Below are 21,518 nucleotides of genomic sequence, written 5' to 3' on the forward strand. Positions count from 1 at the left end.
CGGTGCTTGTGGCTGTCGAGACGGTCGCCGGGGAGCGGCGCCAGAGGATCTCAACTGGAAGATCCAAGGCCGTATCGAATGTTCAGCGTGTCGAACCACCGTGCGGGCACGACCTGGCCCGCGTCGTATACATGGCATCTGTAGTCCATGTTCATCTTCATCCGGAACATTTGATTCTGCCGACCGTCAGGGGTGCCGAGGCTATTCAGTACGATCCAGTAGGGTTCCTGAGGATCGTCGTTGTATCCGACAATCAGCATGGTGTGCCCGGCGTTCTTCTCGCTCGTGCTCGCGCCGCCTCCTTCGGAGGCCGTGACGCAGTACTGATCGACATCCAGCACATCCGACTCGCGACCGTCCCTCCACCAGTTCAAGAAGTGCTTGAAGTCTGATTGGCTCCGCAAGTGCATGCTGAACACGACGGGTCTGTCGGTGAGAAGTACGTCTTTGATCCTGGAGATCGCCACCCTTTGAGCTATCCACGGATCGCTCACTCCTTCCAGGACCGTGTCGATCTTCTGCGCGTCGATGGACACGATCGGGAAGTCTCTCGTCCATTCGTCTATTTCCCTGCAGTCCAGCGTGGATTCGTCCCACTCGCTTATGTTCTTGTCGTTGAATGATGCCTTGTAGTTCGACCAGGGGATCGCCTTCCCGCTCGTCTTGTACCAGTTCACGAAGTGCTGAAGGTTCAATGGGTGACAGCTGATGCAGTTGGTTCCGCCTTCGCACCGGCATGAATTGTAGTACTGAACGGAGAGCCGGGTGCTGGAGCTGAATCCTCGCTGGAGCGTCAGAGCGATTTCCATCGCGCCAGTCCCCGCCCAGGCGTAGCAGTTCTGGCACCTGCCCTGATCGCGCTCACGCGGATCGAGCGGCAAGTATACCGACAGGTCGTGCGACGGCGGGTAGGCTAGCTGCGCCGATTTGACGGGCGCCGCTTCGAAGAGCGATGCAAATCCCAGATCGCTCGAGGCTTCATTCTGAGTTTCGCGCATCAGCATCCAGCTCAGCAGAGTGCCCCGCTCGAGCTTCATGCTCGCGTCCTCGTGGATGTCCTTGATGCCAAAATCCTGCTTCGCGAGTGCGTTTCCGGAGAGGGTCAGGATCAGAGATGCGAACTGTACAGCCAGTGAGCCATTCTTGCTTCTGCTCATGATCGGCCTCCGTTTGAATTGAAATGAGCTGAGTCTGGATGGGGATCTGGGGCAGGGCGAGCGAAGCTCCTCTTCGCGTCACGCGATCGCTGTCGCGTCGAACGCGGTCCCGGAACCTTGAGGTGGGCGCCCCATGAAGCGCTGCAAGAGCATCGCTTCAGACAGCTATCCCTGCGCCCATGCGGCGAATCATCGGGGGATATCTGCGAGCGCTGCGCCAAGCCTCATGTGTGCAGAAGTGTGCGACGGCTGCCGTGCGTTGTTGCCATGGGTGCGAGTCAACTGGAAAGGCTCGCGGCGCTTCTTCGCCTCGGACACGCGGATCCGTCCGTTCTCGTCCGAGGTACGTTGCGGATCAGGATGGACGAAGGCAGGGAGGCGTCTGCCGACCAGGATAGACAGGGGCTGGGTGGCAACTTTCGCTCACGTTTCGCCCCGGTTGTGCGATGCTGGACCGCGAGGACGTATGCCTGCTTCGACGAGCGCGGTGAAAGCCGGTGGCCGGTCACGTTCATCGAACACCGCGTTCCTCACCGGAGAACTCCACGCCTCATTCATGAGTGGCCGAGCGCAAGCGTGAAGTTGCGAAGCAATACGTATCTCGCAGCCCAGAGCCCCGAAGGCGGCATGAGGGGCGCCCCACGCGTACCCTCTTTACCCTGATCGGAGCGAGCCCTGCTGTACGCACCGAAGGCAGGGCGGAGCGAGCGAACTCTGCACTTGCCGACCTCTGCAGTGGCCCCCTCGCGGGGAGCCTGTGCGTGAGTGTCAGTCTGCGGCGACAAGGCGTTTGGTGCTAGCCGCCGACCCAGGTCCTGCCTGTATGCTCCGCCGCATGGGGATGGATAACGCTGCTGGCGGCTCACCCGAGGCGCCGCTCTCCGGGTACCACGCCGACGACATTCTGCATCAGGGGCCTCACGTCGTCGTCTGCCGGGCGCGCCGCGCCGGCGACGGGCTGCCGGTCGTCCTGAAGGCGCTGAGGCCGGAGCGCGCGACGCCCCGCGAGGTCGCGCGGCTCCGCCACGAGCAGGCGATCGCGAAGGAGCTCAGTCACCCGGGCGTCGTTCGCGTCCTCGGCGTCGAGGAGCGCGCAGGGGCGCCCGTCCTCGTCCTGGAGGACTTCGGCGCCAGGTCGCTCGACGCCGTCCTCCGGGACGACGCGCTCGACCTGCCGACGACGTTGCGCATCGGCTGCCGCGTCGCGGGCACCCTCGCCGCGCTGCACCGCGCCGGCGTCATCCACAAGGACATCAAGCCGCACAACGTCCTCGTCCGCCTCGATCCGCTCGAGGTCAAGCTCACCGACTTCGGAATCGCCACGCGCCTCTCCCACGAGGTCCCCAGGGCCGAGAACCCGGACGTCGCCGAGGGGACCCTCGCGTACATGTCCCCCGAGCAGACGGGCTGGATGAACCGCAGCCTCGACTGCCGGACCGACCTCTACTCGCTCGGCGTCACGCTCTACCAGATGATCACGGGCTCCCTCCCGTTCGACGCGTCCTCCGCCATGGAGCTCGTGCACTGCCACCTCGCCAGGTCGCCCGCGCCGCCGCTCTCCGTGTCACCGCACGTCCCGAGCGTGGTCTCCGATATCGTCATGAAGCTCCTCTCCAAGGCCGCGGAGGATCGCTATCAGCATGCGGAGGCGCTCCAGGCCGATCTCGAGGAGTGCCTCCGGCGGTACGAGGCCGACGGCCGTATCGATCCCTTCCCGCTCGCCGCGCGCGACGCGGGCGGGGCGCTCAGCATCCCGGAGAAGCTCTATGGCCGCGAGGCCGAGACGGAGGCGCTCGTGGCCGCGTGCGGGCGCGCGGCGGCCGGCGCCACCGAGCTGCTCCTCGTCGCCGGGCACGCCGGCGTCGGCAAATCAGCCCTCGTCCACGAGGTCTACAAGGCCCTCGCGCACCGGCGCGGCGACTTCGTCTCCGGGAAGTTCGGCCAGCTCGCGCAGCGCGCCCCGTACGCGGCCATCGCCCAGGCGTTCGGCGAGCTCTGCAACCACATCCTGTCCGAGCGAGAAGAGCGCCTGTCGGCGTGGAGGGCCCGCATCGCGGCCGCGCTCGGATCCAACGGGCAGGTCGTCGTCAACGTCGTCCCCGAGCTCGCGCGCATCCTCGGCCCGCAGCCCCCGCTCCAGCCGCTCGGGCCGGGCGAGTCGCAGAACCGCTTCAACCTCGCGTTTCAGAGCTTCGTCCGCGCGGTCACGGACGAGCAGCTCCTCGTCGTCTTCATCGACGACCTGCAGTGGGCCGATCCTGCCTCGCTCAAGCTCCTCGAGCTCCTGCTCACCGAGCCGGAGGGCGGGGGACTGCTCGTGATCGGTGCCTACCGCGACGACGAGGTCGACGACGACCACCCGGTCACGAAGCTCCTCAACGAGCTGCGCGCGGCGAACGCGCCCGTCCGCGAGCTCAGGCTCCGGCCGCTCGGGCTCGTCGACGTCCGCCGGCTCGTCGCCGAGACCTTCCACTGCGGCCTCGACCGGGCGGAGCCCTTCGCGCGGCTCGTCCTGCAGAAGACCGCGGGCAACCCGTTCTTCATCACGCAGTACCTCCGCGCGCTCGCCGACGAGGGGATCGCGCGCTTCGATCCGGCCGCGGGCGCCTGGACCTGGGACATCGATCGGGCCCGGCGCGCGGTCGGCGAGAGCGTCATCGAGCTGATGGCCGCGAAGATCCGGCGGCTCGCGCCCGACGCGCAGCGGACGCTGCAGCTCGCCGCCTGCGTGGGCCACGAGTTCGACATCCAGACGCTCGCGCTCGTGGGCGACAGGCCCCCGGCCGAGGTGGCCGCGGCGCTCTGGGACGCGCTGCGGGACGGCCTCCTCGTGCCCCTCTCCGCCGACTACCGCTTCGTCCACTCCGGCGACGCGGCGGTCGCCGGCGAGCTCCTCGACGCGCCGTCCTTGCGCGTCTCGTACCGCTTCCTGCACGACCGCATCCAGCAGGCCGCCTACGCGCTCCTCGACGGGGCGGAGCGCGAGCGGCTGCACCGCCGCATCGGCCGGCTCCTGTCCGCGCGCGCCGCCGGCCCGGACGGCGCGGCCGCGGCCGGCGCGGATCCGGCGATCAGCGACGAGGACCTGTTCCGGATCGTGAGCCACCTCAACGCCGGCGCGGCGCTCATCGAGGACGCGGCGGAGCGCCGCGACTTCGTCCGGTGGAACCTCGCGGCGGGCCGTCGCGCCAGGGCCGCGACGGCGTTCGACGCCGCCTTCGGCTACCTGAGCGCCGCGGCCTTCGCGCTCGATCCGGAGCTCTCTGGCGGCGAGCGCGACCTGGCCTTCGACGTCCTCGCCGAGCGCGCCGAGGGCGCGTACCTGAGCGGCCGCCACGAGGACGCCGAGGCGCTCCTCGCCGCCGTCCTCGAGGGCGCCGCCTCGGACCTGGAGCGCGCGCGCGTGCACGGCCTGCGCGCGACCCTCCACGTGGCGCAGGGCCGCTTCCCCGAGGCGGTCGCCGAGGGGCGCCGCGGCCTGCGCCTGTTCGACGTCGACCTGCCCGGCGACGCCGCCGCGCTCGACGCGGCCGTCCAGGCGGAGCTCGCCGAGATCGCGCGGTGCCTCGGCGACCGCGGGGTCGACGCCATCGGCGCGGGCCCGGAGCTCGCCGACCCGGAGAGGCTCGCGGTGCTCAAGCTGCTCGCGTGCCTGGAGACGCCGGCCTACCTGATGGATCCGCGCCTCTACCAGCTCGTCGTCGCCAGGATGGCGAGCCTGTCGCTCCGGCACGGCAACTCGGCGCTGTCGGGCTGGGTCTACGTCACGTACGGCTTCATGGTGGCGGCGTTCCTGGGCCGCGTGCGCGAGGGCTACGAGATCGCGCGGGCGGGCGTCGCCCTCGACGACCGTCACAGCATGGCCGAGCTGAAGGCGAAGACCTGGTTCCTCTTCGCGGCCACGATGATGCTCTCCAGGCCGCACCGCGAGGCCCTCGACGCTTACCAGCGGGCCCTCGACGCCGCGATGGAGACGGGCGACTTCCTGTTCGGGAGGTTCGCCTCCAACCACATCGCCGTCATCAAGCTCAGCCTGGCCGGCGACGTCCTCGGCGTGCGGGAGGAGGTCGAGCGGTTCCTGCGCTTCGCCCGCCGCACCAGGGATCCGGTGTGCACGGCGATGCAGACCGTCGCGCGGCAGGTCATCGAGAACCTCGCGGGGCGCACCTTCGACCGCGCCTCGCTGAGCGACGCCTGCTTCGACGAGGCGGCGTTCGCCCCGACGCTGGACGCGCCGGGGCTCGCGACCCCTGCCTGCTGGTACTACACGGCGAGGCTCGCGCTCGTGTTCCTTTACGGGGATCACGAGGGCGCGCTCCAGATGGCGCTCCGCGCGCACGAGCGGCTCGCGGGCGGGGTCGGTCAGTACTTCGCGATCGCCGATCTGCCGCTCTACACCTGCCTCACCATCACGGCGCTCGGCCCCCGATCGAGCCTGGAGGAGAGCGACAGGCTCGCCGCGATGCTCGCCTCGAGCCACGACAAGCTCGTCGCGATCGCGCGGGACTGCCCGGAGTTTCGCCACATGGACCTGCTCGTCGCGGCGGAGCGGGCGCGCCTCGCCGGCGAGGCGACCGATCGCGTCCTCGCGGCGTACGATCAGGCGATCGACGCCGCGCAGCGCGCGGGGTACGTGCGTTACACGGCGCTCGCCTACGAGCTCTGCGGCCGGTTCCTGGCCGGGCGCGGCGGGGAGCGGCTCGCGCAGCCGTTCCTTGTCGAGGCGCACGACGCGTACGCGCGCTGGGGCGCGGTGGCCAAGGTGCGGCAGATGCAGGAGGCCCACCCCCGGCTGCTCAGCCGCGCGACCGCGCGGCGTCCGCAGGCGGCGGGGGGCGCGCTCTCGGATCTGACCTCGGTGGCCTCGAGCACGATCACGGGCGCGCGGCGCACGGCGCTGCTCGACGCGGCCGCGGTCATCCGGTCGGCGCAGGCGATCGCCCGCGAGGTCGACCTCGAGCGCGTCGTGGTGCGGCTCCTGCGCCTCGCCGTCGAGAGCTCCGGCGCGCAGCGGGGCGCGCTGATCCTGGAGCGCGGCGAGGGGCTGCGCGTCGAGGCCGTCGCCGAGGACGGCGCCGAGGTGCGCGTGGGCCCGCCGGCGCTCGTCCGCGAGAGCGGCGCTGTCGCCCCCCGTGTGATCGACATCGTCACGGGGACGAGGAGCTCGGTCCTCGTGGGGGACGCCGCGCAGGACGCGCGGCTCGACGGCGACGGTTATGTCGCGTCGCGGAGGCCGCGGTCCGTGCTCGGCCTTCCGATGGTGAGCCAGGGGCGCCTGACGGGGATCCTCTATCTCGAGAACAACGCTGCGCCCGACATCTTCTCTCCCGCCCGGCTCGATCTGTTCGAGCTCATCGCCTCGCAGGCCGCCGTCGCGCTCGAGAACGCGCTGCTCTACGGCCGCGTCCAGGCGACGAGCGACGTCATCCGCCGCGACAAGGACGCGCTCGAGGCGGCCGTCGCCGAGCGCACCGCCGAGCTCTCCGCGGCGAAGGCGCGGCTGGAGGAGGAGCTCGCCGAGCGGGCGCGCGTCGAGCGGGCGCGGGCCGAGCTCCAGGACGATCTCATCCGTATCCAGCGCGACCGGCTCGCGGAGATGGCGTGTCCGCTCATCCCGATCACCGACCGCATCATGGCCATGCCGCTGATCGGGAGCATCGACACGGAGCGCGCGAATCAGGCGCTCGAGACGGCGCTGCGCGGCGTGTCGGACACCGGGGCGCAGGTGGTCATCCTGGACATCACCGGCGTGAGCGTCGTGGACAGCGCCGTCGCGGCGACCCTGTTGCGGACCGCGGCCGCGCTGCGGTTGCTCGGCGCCGAGGTGGTGATCACCGGGGTTCGCCCGCAGGTGTCTCGCGCCCTGGTGAGCCTCGATATCGATCTGGGAGGGCTCGTGATCCACTCCACGCTTCAGCGCGGCATCGGCCATGCGCTCCAGCGGACCGGCGAGGCTCCCCGCCTCGCGGAGATGGCCTCTCGTGGCCGGGGAGCCCAGCGCGACGCGCCCCGCTGAGAGAGCCTGGCATACTGTCTGTTGATCCGAAGCCCACAGGACGCGCCGCACGTCGCGAGGTTGAGATGAGGCGACTGCCGCGTGTGCGGCGGCGCTGGAGCGCGCTGCGCGGCGGGGGTACGATGCGCGCCAATGAACCGCGCCGCGATCGTTCGTGACACGCTGATGCGACTGCTCCCGATAACGCAGGGGGCCTGGCAGATCACGCTGGGGAGCTCCGATCCCGACGATGCGGTGACGGAGCGCGACGGCGACGTGATAGCAGAGATCGGCGTATGGACGCGCGACGAGGAGGGAGCTGTCGTCGACGTGAAGACGCAGGAGCTGCCGATCGTCCAGGGCGCGGGGGAGCCCACGGCGCCGCGGCTCGTCGCCTACCTCGAAGGGTGGGTCAAGGCGCTGCCAGCGCTCGTCGAGCAGGCGAGCCGGGTGGACCCGGCGTTCATGCCGATCGACATCATCTGTCCTCCGGCGCTGCGCGAGCAGGGCGTGGAGGACGTGGACGGGTTCGCCGCGCTCATCCTGCGCGAGGACGGGCCGATGCGCGCGTGGAGGGCGGAGATCGCGGGGGAGGGGCCGTACGAGCTCGATGAGGCGACCTGGGAGGCGTTCCTCCAGACGGCGCGGCCCGAGTCCGACGAGGAGCTCGCCGCCCGCCGCGCCTCCGCGCTCGACGCGGCTATGAAGCGCCTCGGGCAGGTGGAGGCGAAGCTGCGCGCGGTTCACGGCGTGCGGCTCCCGCGCCACGTCGGTGTCTTCTGGGGCTTCTATTCGAGCCTCTCCGATGCAGAGCTGGAGGCGTATCAAGGGCTCGACCTCTATCGGCCTTTCGGCGTGCTCGAGTGGTTCGAGGAGGGTGGGCTCGGGCGCGCGCCGCGCGACGGGCTGGACGAGCGGCTCGACGCGCGCTTCCGCTGCGACGCGCCGGAGTTCCTGAGCATGCTGGGCGGCTCCAGTGACGGGCAGCATTTCGGGCTCTGGTACGACGACCCGGCGCACCTGCCGAGCGGCGTGGTCGAGAACTACGCGCGGGACTCGGCCGAGAACTGGTGGGCCGGGCCGACGCTGCTCGCCGTGGTCTCCAGGCACCTCGACGAGATCGAGGGGGAGTACCTGACCTCGGAGTATCACGAGGATGTCGCGCAGGCGGCCTGTCGGGTACGCGTCGTCCGCGAAGCGATCGATGCGTTCGCGCAGGCCGAGGAGGCGGCGCTGGCCGAGGACGCGCCGGACCTGCTGCTCGCCTACGAGGACCGCAAGGAGCTGCCGGAGATCGTGTGCGGCGTCGGCGTCGTCGGCCGCGACGGCGAGGGCTTCACGCCGCCCTACCTCGCCTCCGGCGCGCATTTCAGCGGGCGTGAGTTCCGCGATGAGCCGGAGCGGACGCGGGCGCTGATCGCCGACGCGACGGCGGTGCTGGACCGCGGCGAGCCGCTCTACGCGCTGGCGCTCGGGCGGGATCTGCACTGGGCCGATCCCGACGAGTTCCGCGCCGACGCGCTGGCGCTGATGACGCGGGGCTACCGCATGCTGGGGCGCGAGGCGCTCGCCGCGATCGCCGAGGTGCACCACGCGAACCGCGATCTCGCGCACGTGGGCATCTACGACTGAGACCGCGGCGCGAGGGCCCGCTCCCGTCCCTGGAGCGGCCCGGGCGCGGCAAGGGGAGCGCGCCTTCACGATATCACGAGGACAGAGCCGCCCCGATCTGGCTGTCCGTGGCCAGACGTCTGGCTGTCCGTGGCCAGACGTCTGGCTGTCCGTGGCCAGACGTCTGGCCACGGCGTCGCGCCTCACGCCGGCGGCGCGGAGAGCGCCTCGGCCAGCGCGTCGCCGAGGTGAGCGGCGTCGTTCCAGACGACGACGCGGTAGCCGCTGCCCGGGTCGTGCTCGATCAAACAGACTCCCGTGTTGGCCGGCACCTGCAGCGCCGTCAGCCCGCCGGCGTCCATCTGGAGCATCCGCCCAACAGCGGTCTTGATGGCCGCGCCGTGGGACACCACCCCGACCGCCTCGCCCGCGTGCCGCTCCGCGATCCGGTCGAGCGCGCGCATCATGCGATCGCCGAGCTCCGCGTACGTCTCGCCGCCGCCGCGCCGGACATCGACGCCGCGCCGCCACGCGGCCCACTCCTCGGGGAAGCGCGCCTGCACCTCGGCGCGGCTGAGCCCCTGCCAGGCGCCGAGGCTCACCTCCCGCAGCGCAGCGTCCGCGACGGCCTCGAGGTTCAGCGCCGAGGCCACGCGCTCCGCCGTCTCCGCGGCGCGCTCGAGGTCGGAGCAGTAGATCGCCGAGAGCCGGATCCGCGCGCCGGCGAACCGCCCCGCGAGCCGCTCGGCCTGCTCGCGCCCGCGCGCGTTGAGCCCGCGCCCCGCCTGTCCCTGGAAGACCTGCGCGCGGTTGTCGTCGGTCTCCCCGTGCCGGATGAGCATCAGCTTCGTTGTGGTGGCGTGCACGATGGCCGCACTGTAGCAGGGCGCGCGCGGCGCGACGGGACCGCTCCGCGCCGCGCTGCCGGACAGGTTGGCGCGAGGAACCAGGCGCGACGGCGCTGACAGGCGCTCTGCGCCTCTGATACGGTAACCCCCTCCAGGAGACCGCCATGCCTCGCTTGAACCAGATCATCGCCATCGAGAAGGGCGTCAAGGCCCGCTCCCACCAGCGCCTCACCGAGGCGCACCACGCGCTGCAGAAGCCGGCGCTGCTCTCCGGGATCTCGCGCACCTACCGGGCGAAGGACGAGGAGGGGGAGCAGCTCCCGCCCGAGGCGACGCGGGTGCAGGTGAAGGCCGAGGACATCATCCGGAGCACGGTCGATATCCTGGGCGAGCTCTTCGACGTCACGGCAACCAAGGACTACACCAACTGCAAGGCGCGCGCGGACGTGGTGGTCGACGGCAAGGTGCTGCTCACGGGGGTGCCGGTCACCTACCTGCTCTTCCTCGAGAAGCAGCTCGTCGACCTGCAGACCTTCATCAAGAAGCTGCCGGTGCTCGACGCGTCCGAGAGCTGGACGTTCGATCCCTCCGCGGACTCCTGGGCGACCGAGCCGGTGCAGAGCGCGCGGACCAAGAAGATCCCGCGCAACCACGTCAAGGCCGAGGCGACGGACAAGCACCCCGCGCAGGTGGAGGTCTATCACGAGGATGTCGTGGTCGGTTACTGGAAGACGGTGAAGTTCTCGGGCGCGCTGCCGGCGCGGCGCATCAACGAGCTGCTCGATCGGGTGGAGAAGCTGCAGAAGGCGGTCAAGTTCGCGCGCGAGGAGGCGAACAACCAGACGGCCGAGGAGCAGAAGGTCGGGGCCGCCGTCCTCGGGTTCATCTTCGGTACGTGACCGCGCGCCTGACCGCGCGGTTGCTCGCGTGCCCCGGCGGCGCTTGCGCCGCGGCAGCCGGGGGGATATCGTGGCGGCGGAGTGCAAGTTGAAGCTCAAGCTCAGCTTGATGGGCACGGCGCCCCAGTGCAGGTTCGAGTCCTGCCCCCGCCACTTCATCGTCGTCTTCACGGCGGGGTAGCCCAACTCGGCAGAGGCAGCGCTGGCCCGTTCAACGGTCTCAAGCTCTCACTCCAGGCTCGAGCATTCGCCGCCGATCACCCAATCGAACGGGAGGAGGCTTGAATCGTCGGATGCTGGTTCAATTCCAGCCTGGCCAGCCCGCGCTGCGGTAAGGCGTTGCCTTACCGCAGCGCGGCGCCGGGGCGCTCCCGCCCCGGCGCGCGGAACACGATGGCCGGTAGTTCAATGGCAGAACACGGCGGTGTAAGGACTGACCTCTGACCTTAAACGTGTGGGTGTGCGCAGAGGGCGGCAAACCGAGGCCCGGGATCAGGCCAGAGTCCCGGGCCTCACCTATTTCAGGCGCCCCCGTCTGGCAGGCGCCGGCCCGCCCCCGCGCCGGGCGGGGCCCGATCCTCAGCGCGCCGTCGGGTCGTTGACGCGTCCCGCGAAGAGGATCGCCTGCGTCGACACGTCGCGGATGAAGAAGAAGAACGGGCGGTCCAGGACGATCGCCGCGGGCGGAGCCGGGAGATTCGAGCCCGTGGAATTGAGGATGACCGCGGTCGACCCTGATGCCTCGGTCCCGGCCTCGTTCACGTCGATCCTCGCCGCGTGGATGACCTTGTGGATCCAGATGGGGGGGGTCACGACGATGCCCGTGAAGTCGGCCTTGCTGCCGAAGGCGACCCCCATGCCAAGCGCCTTGAGCGTTTCGTTGAGAGGGGCGGACGTGCCGAACGAGAACTTCGGCATCGTGATATCGACCGGCTGCTCGTAGGTCGAGTCGATGATCGCCTCGAGCGCCGCGCCGTCGAGCGACTCCTCGAACGCGTCCGCGGTCCCCTTGGCGGGCAGCACGACGAACATCGAGACGGCGGACCCCGCATACGGGATCCCCACCGCTTCCCAGCCGTCGCCGGCGCCGTAGCTCCCCTGATGCATGCCGCGCATCATCTGGGCGGTGACGCTCGAATCGTCGCCGCGCTGGAACGCCCCCGGCTGCGTCGCGTCCTTCTCGAACGCCGTCTTCCACGCGGCGTTGAAGTAGACGGCGTTGACGAGCACGGCCACCGTCTCCGGCGTCACGTCGTCATCGAGGAGCTTCGGGATCTTGCCCTCTGTCCGGTCGCTCACCCACGCGTTGATGAGCCCCTCGGCCTCTTTCGTGGCGGTGAGGAAATCCGCGAGCCGCACGTGCGCGCCATAGTGCTCGCCGAGCACGTTCAGGAACGGCTTCTCGATCGGCATATCGATCTGCGCCCAGATCGTGTTGGCCGTGCGGAGCCGGAAGCCGCCGTCCTGGGCGTGTTTCTGGATCTGGAGCTCCACGTCGTTGAACGCCGGATGCAGCCGCTCCTGGGGGAGCTCGAAGCGCATCGCCGCGGCCATCGCCTGCTCCGTCGTTGTCCGCGCGCCCGCGTAGGTCATCGCGAGCGCCGTCGAGATGCTGAGAGGCGCGTAGACGACGTTCTCTGTCGCGCTGTGGAGCGCGCGGCCGATGTCGAGCGCGAAGCTCGCGTTGTTGCGCGCGAGCGACGCCCGATCCTCGGCCGAGACGTCCGGATTCTCGATCCGCGTCACGTCCGAGGGCACAACGCAGCCGGGCTTCACCTCGAAGCACTCGACGGGGGCCTCGACCGAGCCGCCCCCGCCCTGGCCGCCCCCTCCCGCGTTCCCGCCCTGGCCCGAGCTGCACCCAACCAGGGCTGACAATCCCATGGCCGTCAACCAAGTCGCCGTTCGCATGACGCTGGGTATCAGCAGGCGGCGTGCCAGCGCAGCTCCCCGCGGAAATCACGTCGTCGCGCCCTCGAACGTGCCATGTGCAGCCGACCCATCAGACCAGGTTGTGCCACAATGAGCCGCACGACAGCGCTACGAGTGAGACGTCTGGCCACGGAGAGCCAGACGTCTGGCCACGGAGAGCCAGACGTCTGGCCGCCCGCTACTTCCCCGGCGCGAACGGTCCCATCGATACCCTCCGGGCCCACGTCCCGCCCTCGCGCACGACGCGGTGGACGTGGACTCGATAGCTCACGTCGCCGCCGACGCCGTCGCGTGCGATCTCGATCTCGTTGTAGCCGTTGTGCTCTTGCACCTCGCGGCTGGACAGCGACGGCGCCGCGGCGATCCGGATGGTCCAGTCCTCGTGCCGCTCGGGCCATTGCTCCTTGCCGAACCAGCCTGTGTGGCAGTGGCCGTGGAGCACCAGGCAGAACTCCTTGTGGACGAGCGCGTCCTTCACCTCGCCGGCGTTGATCAGGCCGCCGAAGCGGGCGAGCTCGGTGGCCGGGAGCGGCGACACCGGGTGGTGCAGCACCGCGATCTTGATCGGCGCGTGCCATTGCGACCGGCGCACCCGCTGGAGGTCCGCGTCGTGGACCAGGCCGGGATCGATGCGCGCCACGTGGTCGCGCAGGACCGCGGCCCGCTCGGCGTCCGGCTCGTCCATGGCGCCCTGGCGCAGGCGGCCGATCAGCGACAGGAGCTCATCCCGCACCGGGTCCGCCTCCTGCTGCCCGCCGAACTCCGCCGATCCGAGCAGCGCGAACTCGACGCCGAGGTCCGCGTACCGCGCCACCGCGAGCGCCCGTGTCTCGGGCGGCTCGTCGAGCCGCGGCCGCGCGCAGCGCGGGTGGTCGTCGAACGCCCTCGCGAAAGGGACGTGGCGCGCCTGCGTCGCGGCCTGGGCCGGCCCCGCGGCCTGCCGCCAGTCGACGTCGTGGTTGCCGCCGACGAGGAGCACGTTGGGCTCGTCGGGCGGCAAGCGCGGGTGATCCGCGAGGTGCCTGCAGATCCTCTCGAGCCACACCCGCGCCTCGGCGTACTGGGCGTCGTCGGCCCACTCGGCGACGTCGCCCGAGATGACGAGCAGGTGGGGCGCGCGGCCGGCGGCGGCGAGCTCGGCGACGTGGTCGACGTAGTGATCGCACACGCGCGGGGCGCCCAGCCCCGGAGCCATGGTGTCGCTGTGCTTGCCTTTCTCCTTCACGTCGACGCGCTCGGCGGCCTTCGGGCCGAAATGGATGTCGGAGACGTGGTGGATCCGCAGCGGGCACAGGTTCGCCTCGAGGATCGGATCGGCGAGCACGGAGCGCCCGCCGCGCCGCTGCACGAGGCCGCATCGCTCGAGCAGATCGACGTTCTCGTCGCGGGGCGCCGCGCCGCGCGCGATGTCGCGGAGCGCGCCCCGCTGCGCGTCGGTCAGCCCGTCGTCGAAAACGGCCCGGTGGTAGGCGAACTCCCGGAGCTCGCTGCGTACTCGCGCCGTCCAGAGCAGCGTCCACGGCTCCTTCACCAGATCGGGCGACTGCTCCGCGATCTCGAACACGAACTCGAGCAGGAAGGGATTGCGGCGCCAGATGGCGGGCAGATCCGGGAGGAGCGCGCGCGACGCCTCGGTGCGGGCGAGCCTCTGCGCCTCGTCGGGCGTGAGGGGATCGAGGAAGCGCATGTCGCGCGAGGACAGGAGACCGGTGTCCCCGTCTGCGGCGCGCTCGAGCGCGATCCACTCGGCGGGGCTCATGGCGAGGAGCACACGCGTGCTGCTGCCGTAGAGGTCGCCGCACCACCTCAGGAAGGCGGTCGCGTCGCGCGGGGTGCCGCCCTTGCCGGCGAGCTGCGGCTCGTCGAGGAGGAGCGTCGTCCCCGGCGGCACGACGGGCAGCGTCGGGCCGGCCTTGCGGAGGTCCATGTAGCGCACGTTCATCCCGCCGGCGCTGCCGAGGTGGTGCTCGAGCGCCTTGAGCGTCCACGTCTTTCCCGCCCTGCGCGCGCCGACGAGCGGCCAGACGACGCCGTTCGCGGGCAGGGACAGCAGGAGATCGAGGAGCTGCCCGTGGTCGCGGACGTCGCGCTCCGGCGAGTAGGGTCTCCTCACGTCGAACGCGCGCATCACGATGTTCTCCCTGGCTCCCTGGCCACCCGTCTGATCCAGTCGAAGAACGGCGGATCGGCGAGCCATGTCCCGAGCGCGTCGCAGAGCCCCGCGTCGCAGAGGACGGCGACGTCCTCGGAGGGCAGCCGGCGCACCTCGGGCAGCGCGGCGTCCGGCGCGCCGCGGAGCGCGCCGAGGACGCCCCGCGCGCGCGCCGGGAGCTCGGCCCAGCGCGCCCTGAAGAAGGCGGCGTCGCGGTCGAGGAGCAGGCGTTGCTCGTAGAGGTCGCGCACGCCCGCGCGCTCGACGAGGGCGCGGCGCTGGCCGGCGCGCACGGCCTGGACGAGGGCATAGCCCATGACTTGCAGATAGAACGGCCACGGCCCGCAGAGCTCGACGATCCAGCGCGCGGTGCGCTCGGCCTCCAGCGGGACGTCGGGAGGCGCGGTGTCGACGAGGAAGCGAATCGCGTCCGCCTCGGCGAGGGGACCGAGGTTGACCGGGGTGACGTCGTTGCCGAACGACGAGCCCGGGGCCGCGGCGAAGGCGTGCTCGACGACGGTGACCCAGTCCCAGTGCGAGCCGACGAGGACGACGCTTGTCTGCTCCTGGCCGACGGCGCGGAGCCAGGCAAAGACGGTGGCGTCGGCCTGGTGGAGGTTGGCGACCTCGTCGAGGAGGAGAACGGCGTTGCCGGCGGCGGAGAGGCGGTCGCGCAGCGTGAGCGCGGGGGTGGCGTCGGACTGGAGCGAGGGGTCGAGGAAGACGGCGAGCTCGTCGGCGGTGCGGAGGGGCGAGGCGCGGCCTTCCAGGGTGCGGTGGTGGACGGCGCGGGTGGGGGAGAGGCGCGCGGCGAGGTGGTGGAGGATCGAGGTCTTGCCCGAGCGGCGCGGGCCGCGGAGGACCGCGGGGCTGCGGCTCTCGATGAGGGCGAGGAGCTCGGCGAGGACGGGGGCGCGGCCCGGGAGAGCGGAGGCGTCGGTGAGGGCGGGGCCGGGGCGGAAGGGGTTGGGGAGGGGGGCGGCGGCGGAGGGCGAGGGCGGCTCCGGGGCGAGCGCGCCGCGGGGAGCGGGCGGGGGAGGGGGAGCCGTGGGAACACGGGGAGGCAGGGGAGCGTCTGCTGTGGCCGGGATGAAGTGCTCCTCGCCATCCCAGGGGACGCCGCCCCCATAGCCATGCTTGGCGAGCTCCTCCTCGAGGTTGTCGCCGCTGAGATCGCCGGCGAGGGCCGCCTTCACCTTGTCGGGGCGGTGGAGGACGTCGCAGAAGCCGGCAAGCGGCAAGTAAAGCGTGGTCATCGAGTCGGGACGGCGAAGGGCGAGGCGGAAGTGATCTGTCTCAGCATCGCCGAACAGGCAAAATCCTCCAGCGGTGTGAGTGAGCGTGGATCGGCCAGCAGACTCAAAAGAGCCGAGGAGCTTGCGCTGTGCCACGCTCCAGATCCGCACGGAGCCATCGAAATCCGCGCTGGCCAGACGATCGCCATCCGGATGCCAATCGAGATCCGTGATCGGGCTTGAATGGCCCTCAAGGCAAGCTAGCTCTTCGCCGGTCTCCGCGCTCCACACGCGCACTGACCTGTCTTCGGAAGCCCCCGCGACACGTTCGCCGTCCGCGTGCCAGGCCACGGCCATGGCGCCCAGCGGATGATCCACGAGCCGAGCGAGCCACTTGTCGGCGTCCGCATCTCCGACGTGGCTCGGCGTGGCACCTCGGGGGCGCGCCCGTTGAGCGCGCGCCAGACGCTTGCCGGCTGCGTCCCGGTCAGGAGTCACGCTCGATCTCGAGTCGCGCTTCAGGCGAGCTAGCTCTTTGCCCGTGCTGATATCCCATACACGCACCGTATGATCGTCTCCCGCGCTGACCAGATAATCGCCGCCACGCTGCCAGACCAGGATTGCGATCCTGTGCGAATGGCCCTCGAGGCGAAGGAGCTCCTTGCGGGAGACCACGTCCCATATGCGCACGGTCCTGTCGTCTCCTGCGCTCGCCAGGTGCTCGCCGTCCGGATGCCAGGCCACGGTGAGCACCCGGTCCGAATGGCCCTCGAGGCGAAGGAGCTCCTTGCAGGCGGAGACGTCCCATACGCGCACGGTCCTGTCGTCTCCTGCGCTCGCCAGGCGCTCGCCATCCGGATGCCAGGCCACGGCCATCACCCCTCTGGAATGCCCCTCGAGGCGCGCGCTCTCTCTGCCGGTGCTCACGTCCCATATGCGCACGGTCCTGTCGTCTCCTGCGCTCGCCAGGCGCTCGCCGCTCGCATGCCAGGCCACAGCTCGGACCGACCTCGACTGACCCTCGAACCGGGCAAGCTCCTTGCCGGCGCCGGCGTCCCAGAGCCGTACCGTCCTGTCGAATCCTGCGCTCGCGAGGCGCCGTCCTGACGGGTGCCAATCCAGCGATCTGATACCGCCCACGTGACCCTCGATCCGGGTGAGCTCCTCGCCGGTGCTTGCATCCCATATGCGCACGGTCTTGTCATGGCCCCCGCTCGCCAGGCGCTCGCCGTCAGGAGCCCAGGTGATCGCGACGACCCAGTTGGAGTGCCCCTCGAGTAGCGCCTTCTCTTCGCCGGTGCTCGGGTCCCAGATGCGTATCGTCTTATCATAACCGCCGCTCGCGAGGAGCCGGCCGCTCGGGCTCCAGGCCACGGCCAGAACTCTGTGGGAATGACCGGTGAGGCGAGCCAGCTCCTGTCCGGTATCGGAGTCCCGGAGGTGCACCGCTGCTCCTTCTCCGGCGCTCGCGAGGCGCCTTCCGTCCGGGTGCCAGGCGACGGCCGTGGTGGCCCGTTGCTCGTGCAAGATCCGAGCGAGCACGCTCCCGGTCGCGGCGTCCCAGAGGCGCAGCGTCCTGTCGTCCCCGGCGCTCGCCAGGCGCTTGCCATCCGGGCTCCAGGCCACGGTCCTGACCACGTCCGAGTGGTCCACAAAGCGAGAGAGCTCTCGTCCGGTCGCGGCGTCCCAGAGGCGCAGCGTCCTGTCGTCTCCGGCGCTCGCCAGGCGCCTGCCGTCCGGGCTCCAGGCCACGGCCAGCACCCGATGCGAGTGGCCTACCAGGCGAGCGAGCTCCTTGCGGGTCGTCGCGTCCCAGAGGCGCAGCGTCGCATCGTCTCCAGCGCTCGCCAGGCGCTTGCCGTCCGGGGCCCACGCAAGCGCAGTGATTGAGCCAGTATGTCCAGACACCAGCTCCGCAGGCGCCTGAGAAGACGCCATGGCCGGTGCGTACCTGCGCTCCGGAGGCGTGCTCCTCCCCAGCGCCACGAGGGCGGTGACGTCCGCGCCGTCGGCGAGCACACGGTTCCAATCGCAGCCAGTCCACGTGGACTGCCGGAGCACCGCGCCGGCGAAGGCCGCCTCGTCCATGACGGCGCCGTGGGCCTCGACTTGGGTGAAGTCCGTTCGGTGCGCTGTCACCCGCCGGAGGATCGCCTTGTCGAGCTTTGCGCCCGACACCGTGGCTCCGCTCATCACGGCGCCCGTCAGGTCCGCTCCGGAGAGATCGGCGCCGGCGAGGATCGCATCCTCGAGCCTGGCGCCGGCGAGGCGCGCCCCCCGCAAGTCCTCGCTGGCGAGCTGCGCCCCGCGAAGATCCGCGCCGTCCGGGAGCCAGCCAGTCGCATCCTCTGCCCATCGAGAGAGGCCGAGGAGCAGCCGCAGGGCGTTCTCGGCTGCCTCCCCGGGCCGAGGTGCCGGCTGGCGATCCGTAGCCAGGAACGATTGGACCGCGCGGACCGCGCCCGCGTGCTTGGGCTCGCCCGCGTTCCTCAGGATCTCGCCGACAAAAGCGGCGACCTCCTGCGTGATCGGCCTCGTCCGGAGCGCCTCCTCCGGCCGCTCAGGCAGAGTCGCCACCAGCGCGCGGGCCAGGAAGTACTCGAGGAACGACTTGTGTGCGAAGCGATACCCCTCATGGCCATCGCGCACGAAGAACGCGCCTCCCTGGATCTCCAGGAACGCCGCGCCCGGCGGCATGCCTTCGGGCAGGAGGGGGAAGAGGCGAGCGCGGACCGAGCTCTGGAGCTCCTGCCACGTACAGGTCGGCTTTCCTGAGCGCCAGAGCTGCTCGGCGAGCGCCTCGGCGAACTCCTTCTTTTGCTCGTCCGTGAAGCACTCCGGGTCCTCCTTGCGCGTGTTGTCGAGCCACCGCTTCAGGTACGCCTCGTACAGATCCGCCCGGCCGACCTGCGCCCCGGGAGCGAGATCGTCCAGCGTGGCCAGCACCATCCCGAGCAGCAGCGGCCGCTGTACCAGGTCCTTGAGGTCGTAGATCCCGGCGATGCGCTCGAGCGCCGCGCCGGCGCCGCCCTCTCCACGGATCTGTCGCACGAGGTCGCGCACCTGCTCGTCGGTGAACGGCTGGATGATGAAGCGCCGGATCCCCGCTGATGCGCCGAGCGCCTGCGCCAGAGCGCTCTCCGTCGTCGTGGTGAGGTGCGCCTCGCTGGGAAAGTAGTTGTCGCGCGAGGAGACCATCACCTTCCCGCCGCCCTCTGCGACCTCGAGTAGCCCGGAGAGCCGGCCGGCGAGCTCCGCCGCCTCCAGGCGGGTCGCCATCTCGTCGAAGCCGTCGAAGCAGGGGACGATCAGTCGGTGCTGGGTGAGGAGCCGCAAGGCGGCGCGGTTCTCGGGATTGTCATCGAGCCGGGCGGCCTGCAGCAGGAGCTGCTCTGCGCTCGCAGATGGGGACGCGCCGGCGAGATTCACGACGACAGGCAGCGGCCTCTGTCCTGACTCCCAGCGCCCGCAAGCCCACGCGGCGAGCGCGGTCGACTTGCCGAGGCCGAACTCGCCCAGCATGAGGGCCGTCTGTTCGCCCGACGACAGCCACGCGTCGAGGGCGCCTAGCATGGGCGTCGCCTCGCCCCCGTCGACCCGCGCGTCAGGCTCCACGAACCTGCCGTCGACCTCATGCAATCGCTGATCGCGGAGCGCTGTGATCACCGCGCGCGCCCCGCCGAAGCGGGCCACGAGGTCCGCGATCCGGGCCATCATGGCGTCCGGCGGGATCACTTCATGGACGGCATCCTTCAGTCCGGCCTCGGCCAAGGCGGCGACCACGGCGTCCGAGCAGCCCTCAACCCACCCGTCACCGTCTGCGGTCCACACGGTCCATCCTTCGCCTCGGGAGGATGCGACCAGGATCGCGGACATCGTATCGTGAGCATCTGACGAGATGCTCACGGTTGCGACGCGCTTCCTTCCCTCCGCGGTCGCGAGAAGAAACAGCGTCTCGGCCGCGCGGAGCTGATCGTCCGAGATCGTCGCGACGCGATGACCCTCGTCCGGCATCTCGCCGAGTCGGCGCGTTCCGGCAGCTCCGGGAGCGCGCCGGACGGAGTCCTTCATGGCAGAGCTCAGATCGGAGGGGGAACGGCCGAACGAGAGAACCCACCCTCGAACCCTCGACGTCCCGAGCCCCGCCGGGTCCAGCCCTACCGGCAGCACGACCTGAAGCTGTGGCAGCGCTTCTTCCCGCGCGCTCTCCGTGGCCTCCGGCGCGCCGCGCACCGCCTGCGCCAGGGCCCCGAGCGCCGCTGCGCCGTCGCTCGTCCACTCGCCCGGCCCCCGCCGCGCATCCGCCGCCTTCCGGAGCCGCGCCTCCACCTCGGCGAATCCCGCTCCCCGTGCCTCCCGCTCCGTCATCCACGCGAACACCACGTCCGCGGCCGCTCCCGCCATCACCGCCCGCAGCTCGTCGAGCGGCAGCACGTCCGCCGGAACCACGACCTCCCGCGTGAACTGCCGTACCTCTTCCACGCTCGTCATCCTGTCGAGCTCGCCGTAGAGCCGCCTGAGCCGCCTCCCGCGCGTCGCGGCCCCGGACAGGGCGCCCGCGTTCAGCAGCACGCCGCGCGCGCCCTCGAGCCGTGTCGCCAGCGCCTCCAGCGCCTCGTCGTCGTCGCGCTCCAGCAGCTCACGCGCCGCATCGAGCCACCGCGCATACGCCTCGCCGGCCGGATGCCCCCGGTACAGGAGCGTCGCCTCCGCCACCGGCAGCACGGGTCGCGGCGTCGCGTACTGCGTCGACTTCCCGGATCGCTCGTGCCCGAGGTCCACGTCCGCGACGATCACCCCCTCATCGCCCGCCTCCAGGTACCCCGCGCGATCCGGAAACCGCTGCAGGTCACTCGCCTGTTCCTCGTCGACGTATACCGACGTCCCGCCGCCCTCCGCGCCGTCGCAGTAGAGCACCGGCCGCCCGTACCGGCGCGCCTCCTCCCAGGCCTTGCCCGCGAACTCCGGCAGCGTGTGGTGCGGCGTCAAACTCGGCACGGCGAGGAAGCGGCACGCCCCGAGCCTCTCCGCAACCAGCGCTCGGTGTGGCTCGCTCTCCCGGAACAGGAAATCGAGACAGACCAGCACGCCCATGGGCCCCGGGATCCCCTCCGGCATCTCGACAGGCGCCCATGCGTCTCCCGGCCGCATCGAGCTCCGCTCCGGGATCGCCGGGTTCAGCTTCGGTTGCAAGCCGAGCAGCCTGCCGCCATGGAGCACCGGGCATACCGACTCTCCGAGCGCCGGGAGCGCGGCCGTGCCGAGCCGCTCGTACACCCCGGACCGCCGCGCTGCGCGATCGACGGTGTGCGTCCCTGCCACGACGACCATGTCCCCCGCGGCCTCGGCGATGCCCTCGAGGATCTCCCACGGAATGCTGTACTCCGGAAACACGGCGATCCTCGCCCCGTACTCCCGGCACGCCGCGAGCACTGCCCGGATCTTCGCGAGCAATTGCGCATCGTACGTCTCCCGGATGCGCCGCCGGAGCGCGTCCAGCTTCGGCTTGATGACCTCCGGCACCTCGCCCCGAGACGGCAGCAGCGAGTCCGACGCCCCCCTCGGGTCGAACAGCGGATCCTCGAGCGGCGATCTCCGATCCACGACGATCGCCGGGTGAACCGCGATCTGCACGACGGCAACCCGCGTGTACGTGGACCCCCCTTCTGCCTTCTGCATTCGCTCGCTC

The 21,518-nt window shown here is 70.8% G+C and carries 8 protein-coding genes and 1 tRNA gene; 4 read left to right on the forward strand and 5 right to left on the reverse strand.

What is annotated here, in order from left to right; all coding sequences use genetic code 11:
• Positions 1-50: 50 nt before the first annotated feature.
• On the reverse strand, positions 51-1,157 hold the full coding sequence (locus tag WME96_RS13455) for a C1 family peptidase (protein ID WP_437290530.1): 1,107 nt from the start codon (positions 1,155-1,157) through the stop codon (positions 51-53).
• A gap of 841 nt (positions 1,158-1,998) precedes the next feature.
• On the opposite strand from WME96_RS13455, the gene WME96_RS13460 reads away from it, so the two are divergent.
• Positions 1,999-7,173: an AAA family ATPase gene (locus WME96_RS13460; RefSeq protein ID WP_437290531.1), complete on the forward strand. Its 5,175-nt coding sequence runs from the start codon at positions 1,999-2,001 to the stop codon at positions 7,171-7,173.
• Between the two features lie 165 nt (positions 7,174-7,338).
• Complete coding sequence (locus tag WME96_RS13465; RefSeq protein WP_437290532.1) at positions 7,339-8,784, forward strand: ADP-ribosylation family protein; 1,446 nt, start codon at positions 7,339-7,341, stop codon at positions 8,782-8,784.
• 182 nt (positions 8,785-8,966) lie between these two features.
• On the opposite strand, the gene WME96_RS13470 is transcribed toward WME96_RS13465, so the two are convergent.
• Positions 8,967-9,629 carry a histidine phosphatase family protein gene (locus WME96_RS13470; RefSeq protein ID WP_437290533.1) on the reverse strand — a complete coding sequence of 221 codons (663 nt, stop codon included), beginning with the start codon at positions 9,627-9,629 and terminating at the stop codon, positions 8,967-8,969.
• A 146-nt stretch (positions 9,630-9,775) separates the two neighbouring features.
• On the opposite strand from WME96_RS13470, the gene WME96_RS13475 reads away from it, so the two are divergent.
• Together WME96_RS13475 and WME96_RS13480 are read left to right on the forward strand one after the other, a co-directional pair.
• Positions 9,776-10,510, forward strand: a complete 735-nt coding sequence (locus tag WME96_RS13475; RefSeq protein WP_437290534.1) for a DUF7873 family protein — start codon at positions 9,776-9,778, stop codon at positions 10,508-10,510.
• A gap of 173 nt (positions 10,511-10,683) precedes the next feature.
• Positions 10,684-10,830 (forward strand) — tRNA-OTHER (locus tag WME96_RS13480).
• A gap of 259 nt (positions 10,831-11,089) precedes the next feature.
• On the opposite strand, the gene WME96_RS13485 is transcribed toward WME96_RS13480, so the two are convergent.
• From WME96_RS13485 to WME96_RS13495, 3 genes are all read right to left on the reverse strand, one after another.
• A complete protein-coding gene (locus WME96_RS13485; protein ID WP_437290535.1) occupies positions 11,090-12,394 on the reverse strand; it encodes a serpin family protein in 1,305 nt (434 codons plus the stop codon).
• A 226-nt stretch (positions 12,395-12,620) separates the two neighbouring features.
• Complete coding sequence (locus WME96_RS13490) at positions 12,621-14,570, reverse strand: metallophosphoesterase family protein (RefSeq protein WP_437292314.1); 1,950 nt, start codon at positions 14,568-14,570, stop codon at positions 12,621-12,623.
• The gene (locus WME96_RS13495) at positions 14,570-21,508 is read right to left on the reverse strand and encodes a pentapeptide repeat-containing protein (RefSeq protein ID WP_437290536.1); all 6,939 of its coding nucleotides are present in this window, start codon (positions 21,506-21,508) and stop codon (positions 14,570-14,572) included. The genes WME96_RS13490 and WME96_RS13495 overlap by 1 nt, the downstream gene beginning before the upstream one ends.
• Between the last annotated feature and the right edge of the window lie 10 nt (positions 21,509-21,518).

The organism is Sorangium sp. So ce406, assembly GCF_051474675.1.
Classification (GTDB): domain Bacteria; phylum Myxococcota_A; class Polyangia; order Polyangiales; family Polyangiaceae; genus Sorangium; species Sorangium cellulosum_G.

What these genes read in the sequence shown, in the direction of transcription:
- WME96_RS13455 (WP_437290530.1), bottom strand. Translation starts at nt 1,157, where the DNA reads ATGAGCAGAAGCAAGAATGGCTCACTGGCTGTACAGTTCGCATCTCTG.
- WME96_RS13460 (WP_437290531.1), top strand. Translation starts at nt 1,999, where the DNA reads ATGGATAACGCTGCTGGCGGCTCACCCGAGGCGCCGCTCTCCGGGTAC.
- WME96_RS13465 (WP_437290532.1), top strand. Translation starts at nt 7,339, where the DNA reads ATGCGACTGCTCCCGATAACGCAGGGGGCCTGGCAGATCACGCTGGGG.
- WME96_RS13475 (WP_437290534.1), top strand. Translation starts at nt 9,776, where the DNA reads ATGCCTCGCTTGAACCAGATCATCGCCATCGAGAAGGGCGTCAAGGCC.
- WME96_RS13485 (WP_437290535.1), bottom strand. Translation starts at nt 12,394, where the DNA reads ATGGGATTGTCAGCCCTGGTTGGGTGCAGCTCGGGCCAGGGCGGGAAC.
- WME96_RS13490 (WP_437292314.1), bottom strand. Translation starts at nt 14,570, where the DNA reads ATGCGCGCGTTCGACGTGAGGAGACCCTACTCGCCGGAGCGCGACGTC.
- WME96_RS13495 (WP_437290536.1), bottom strand. Translation starts at nt 21,508, where the DNA reads ATGCAGAAGGCAGAAGGGGGGTCCACGTACACGCGGGTTGCCGTCGTG.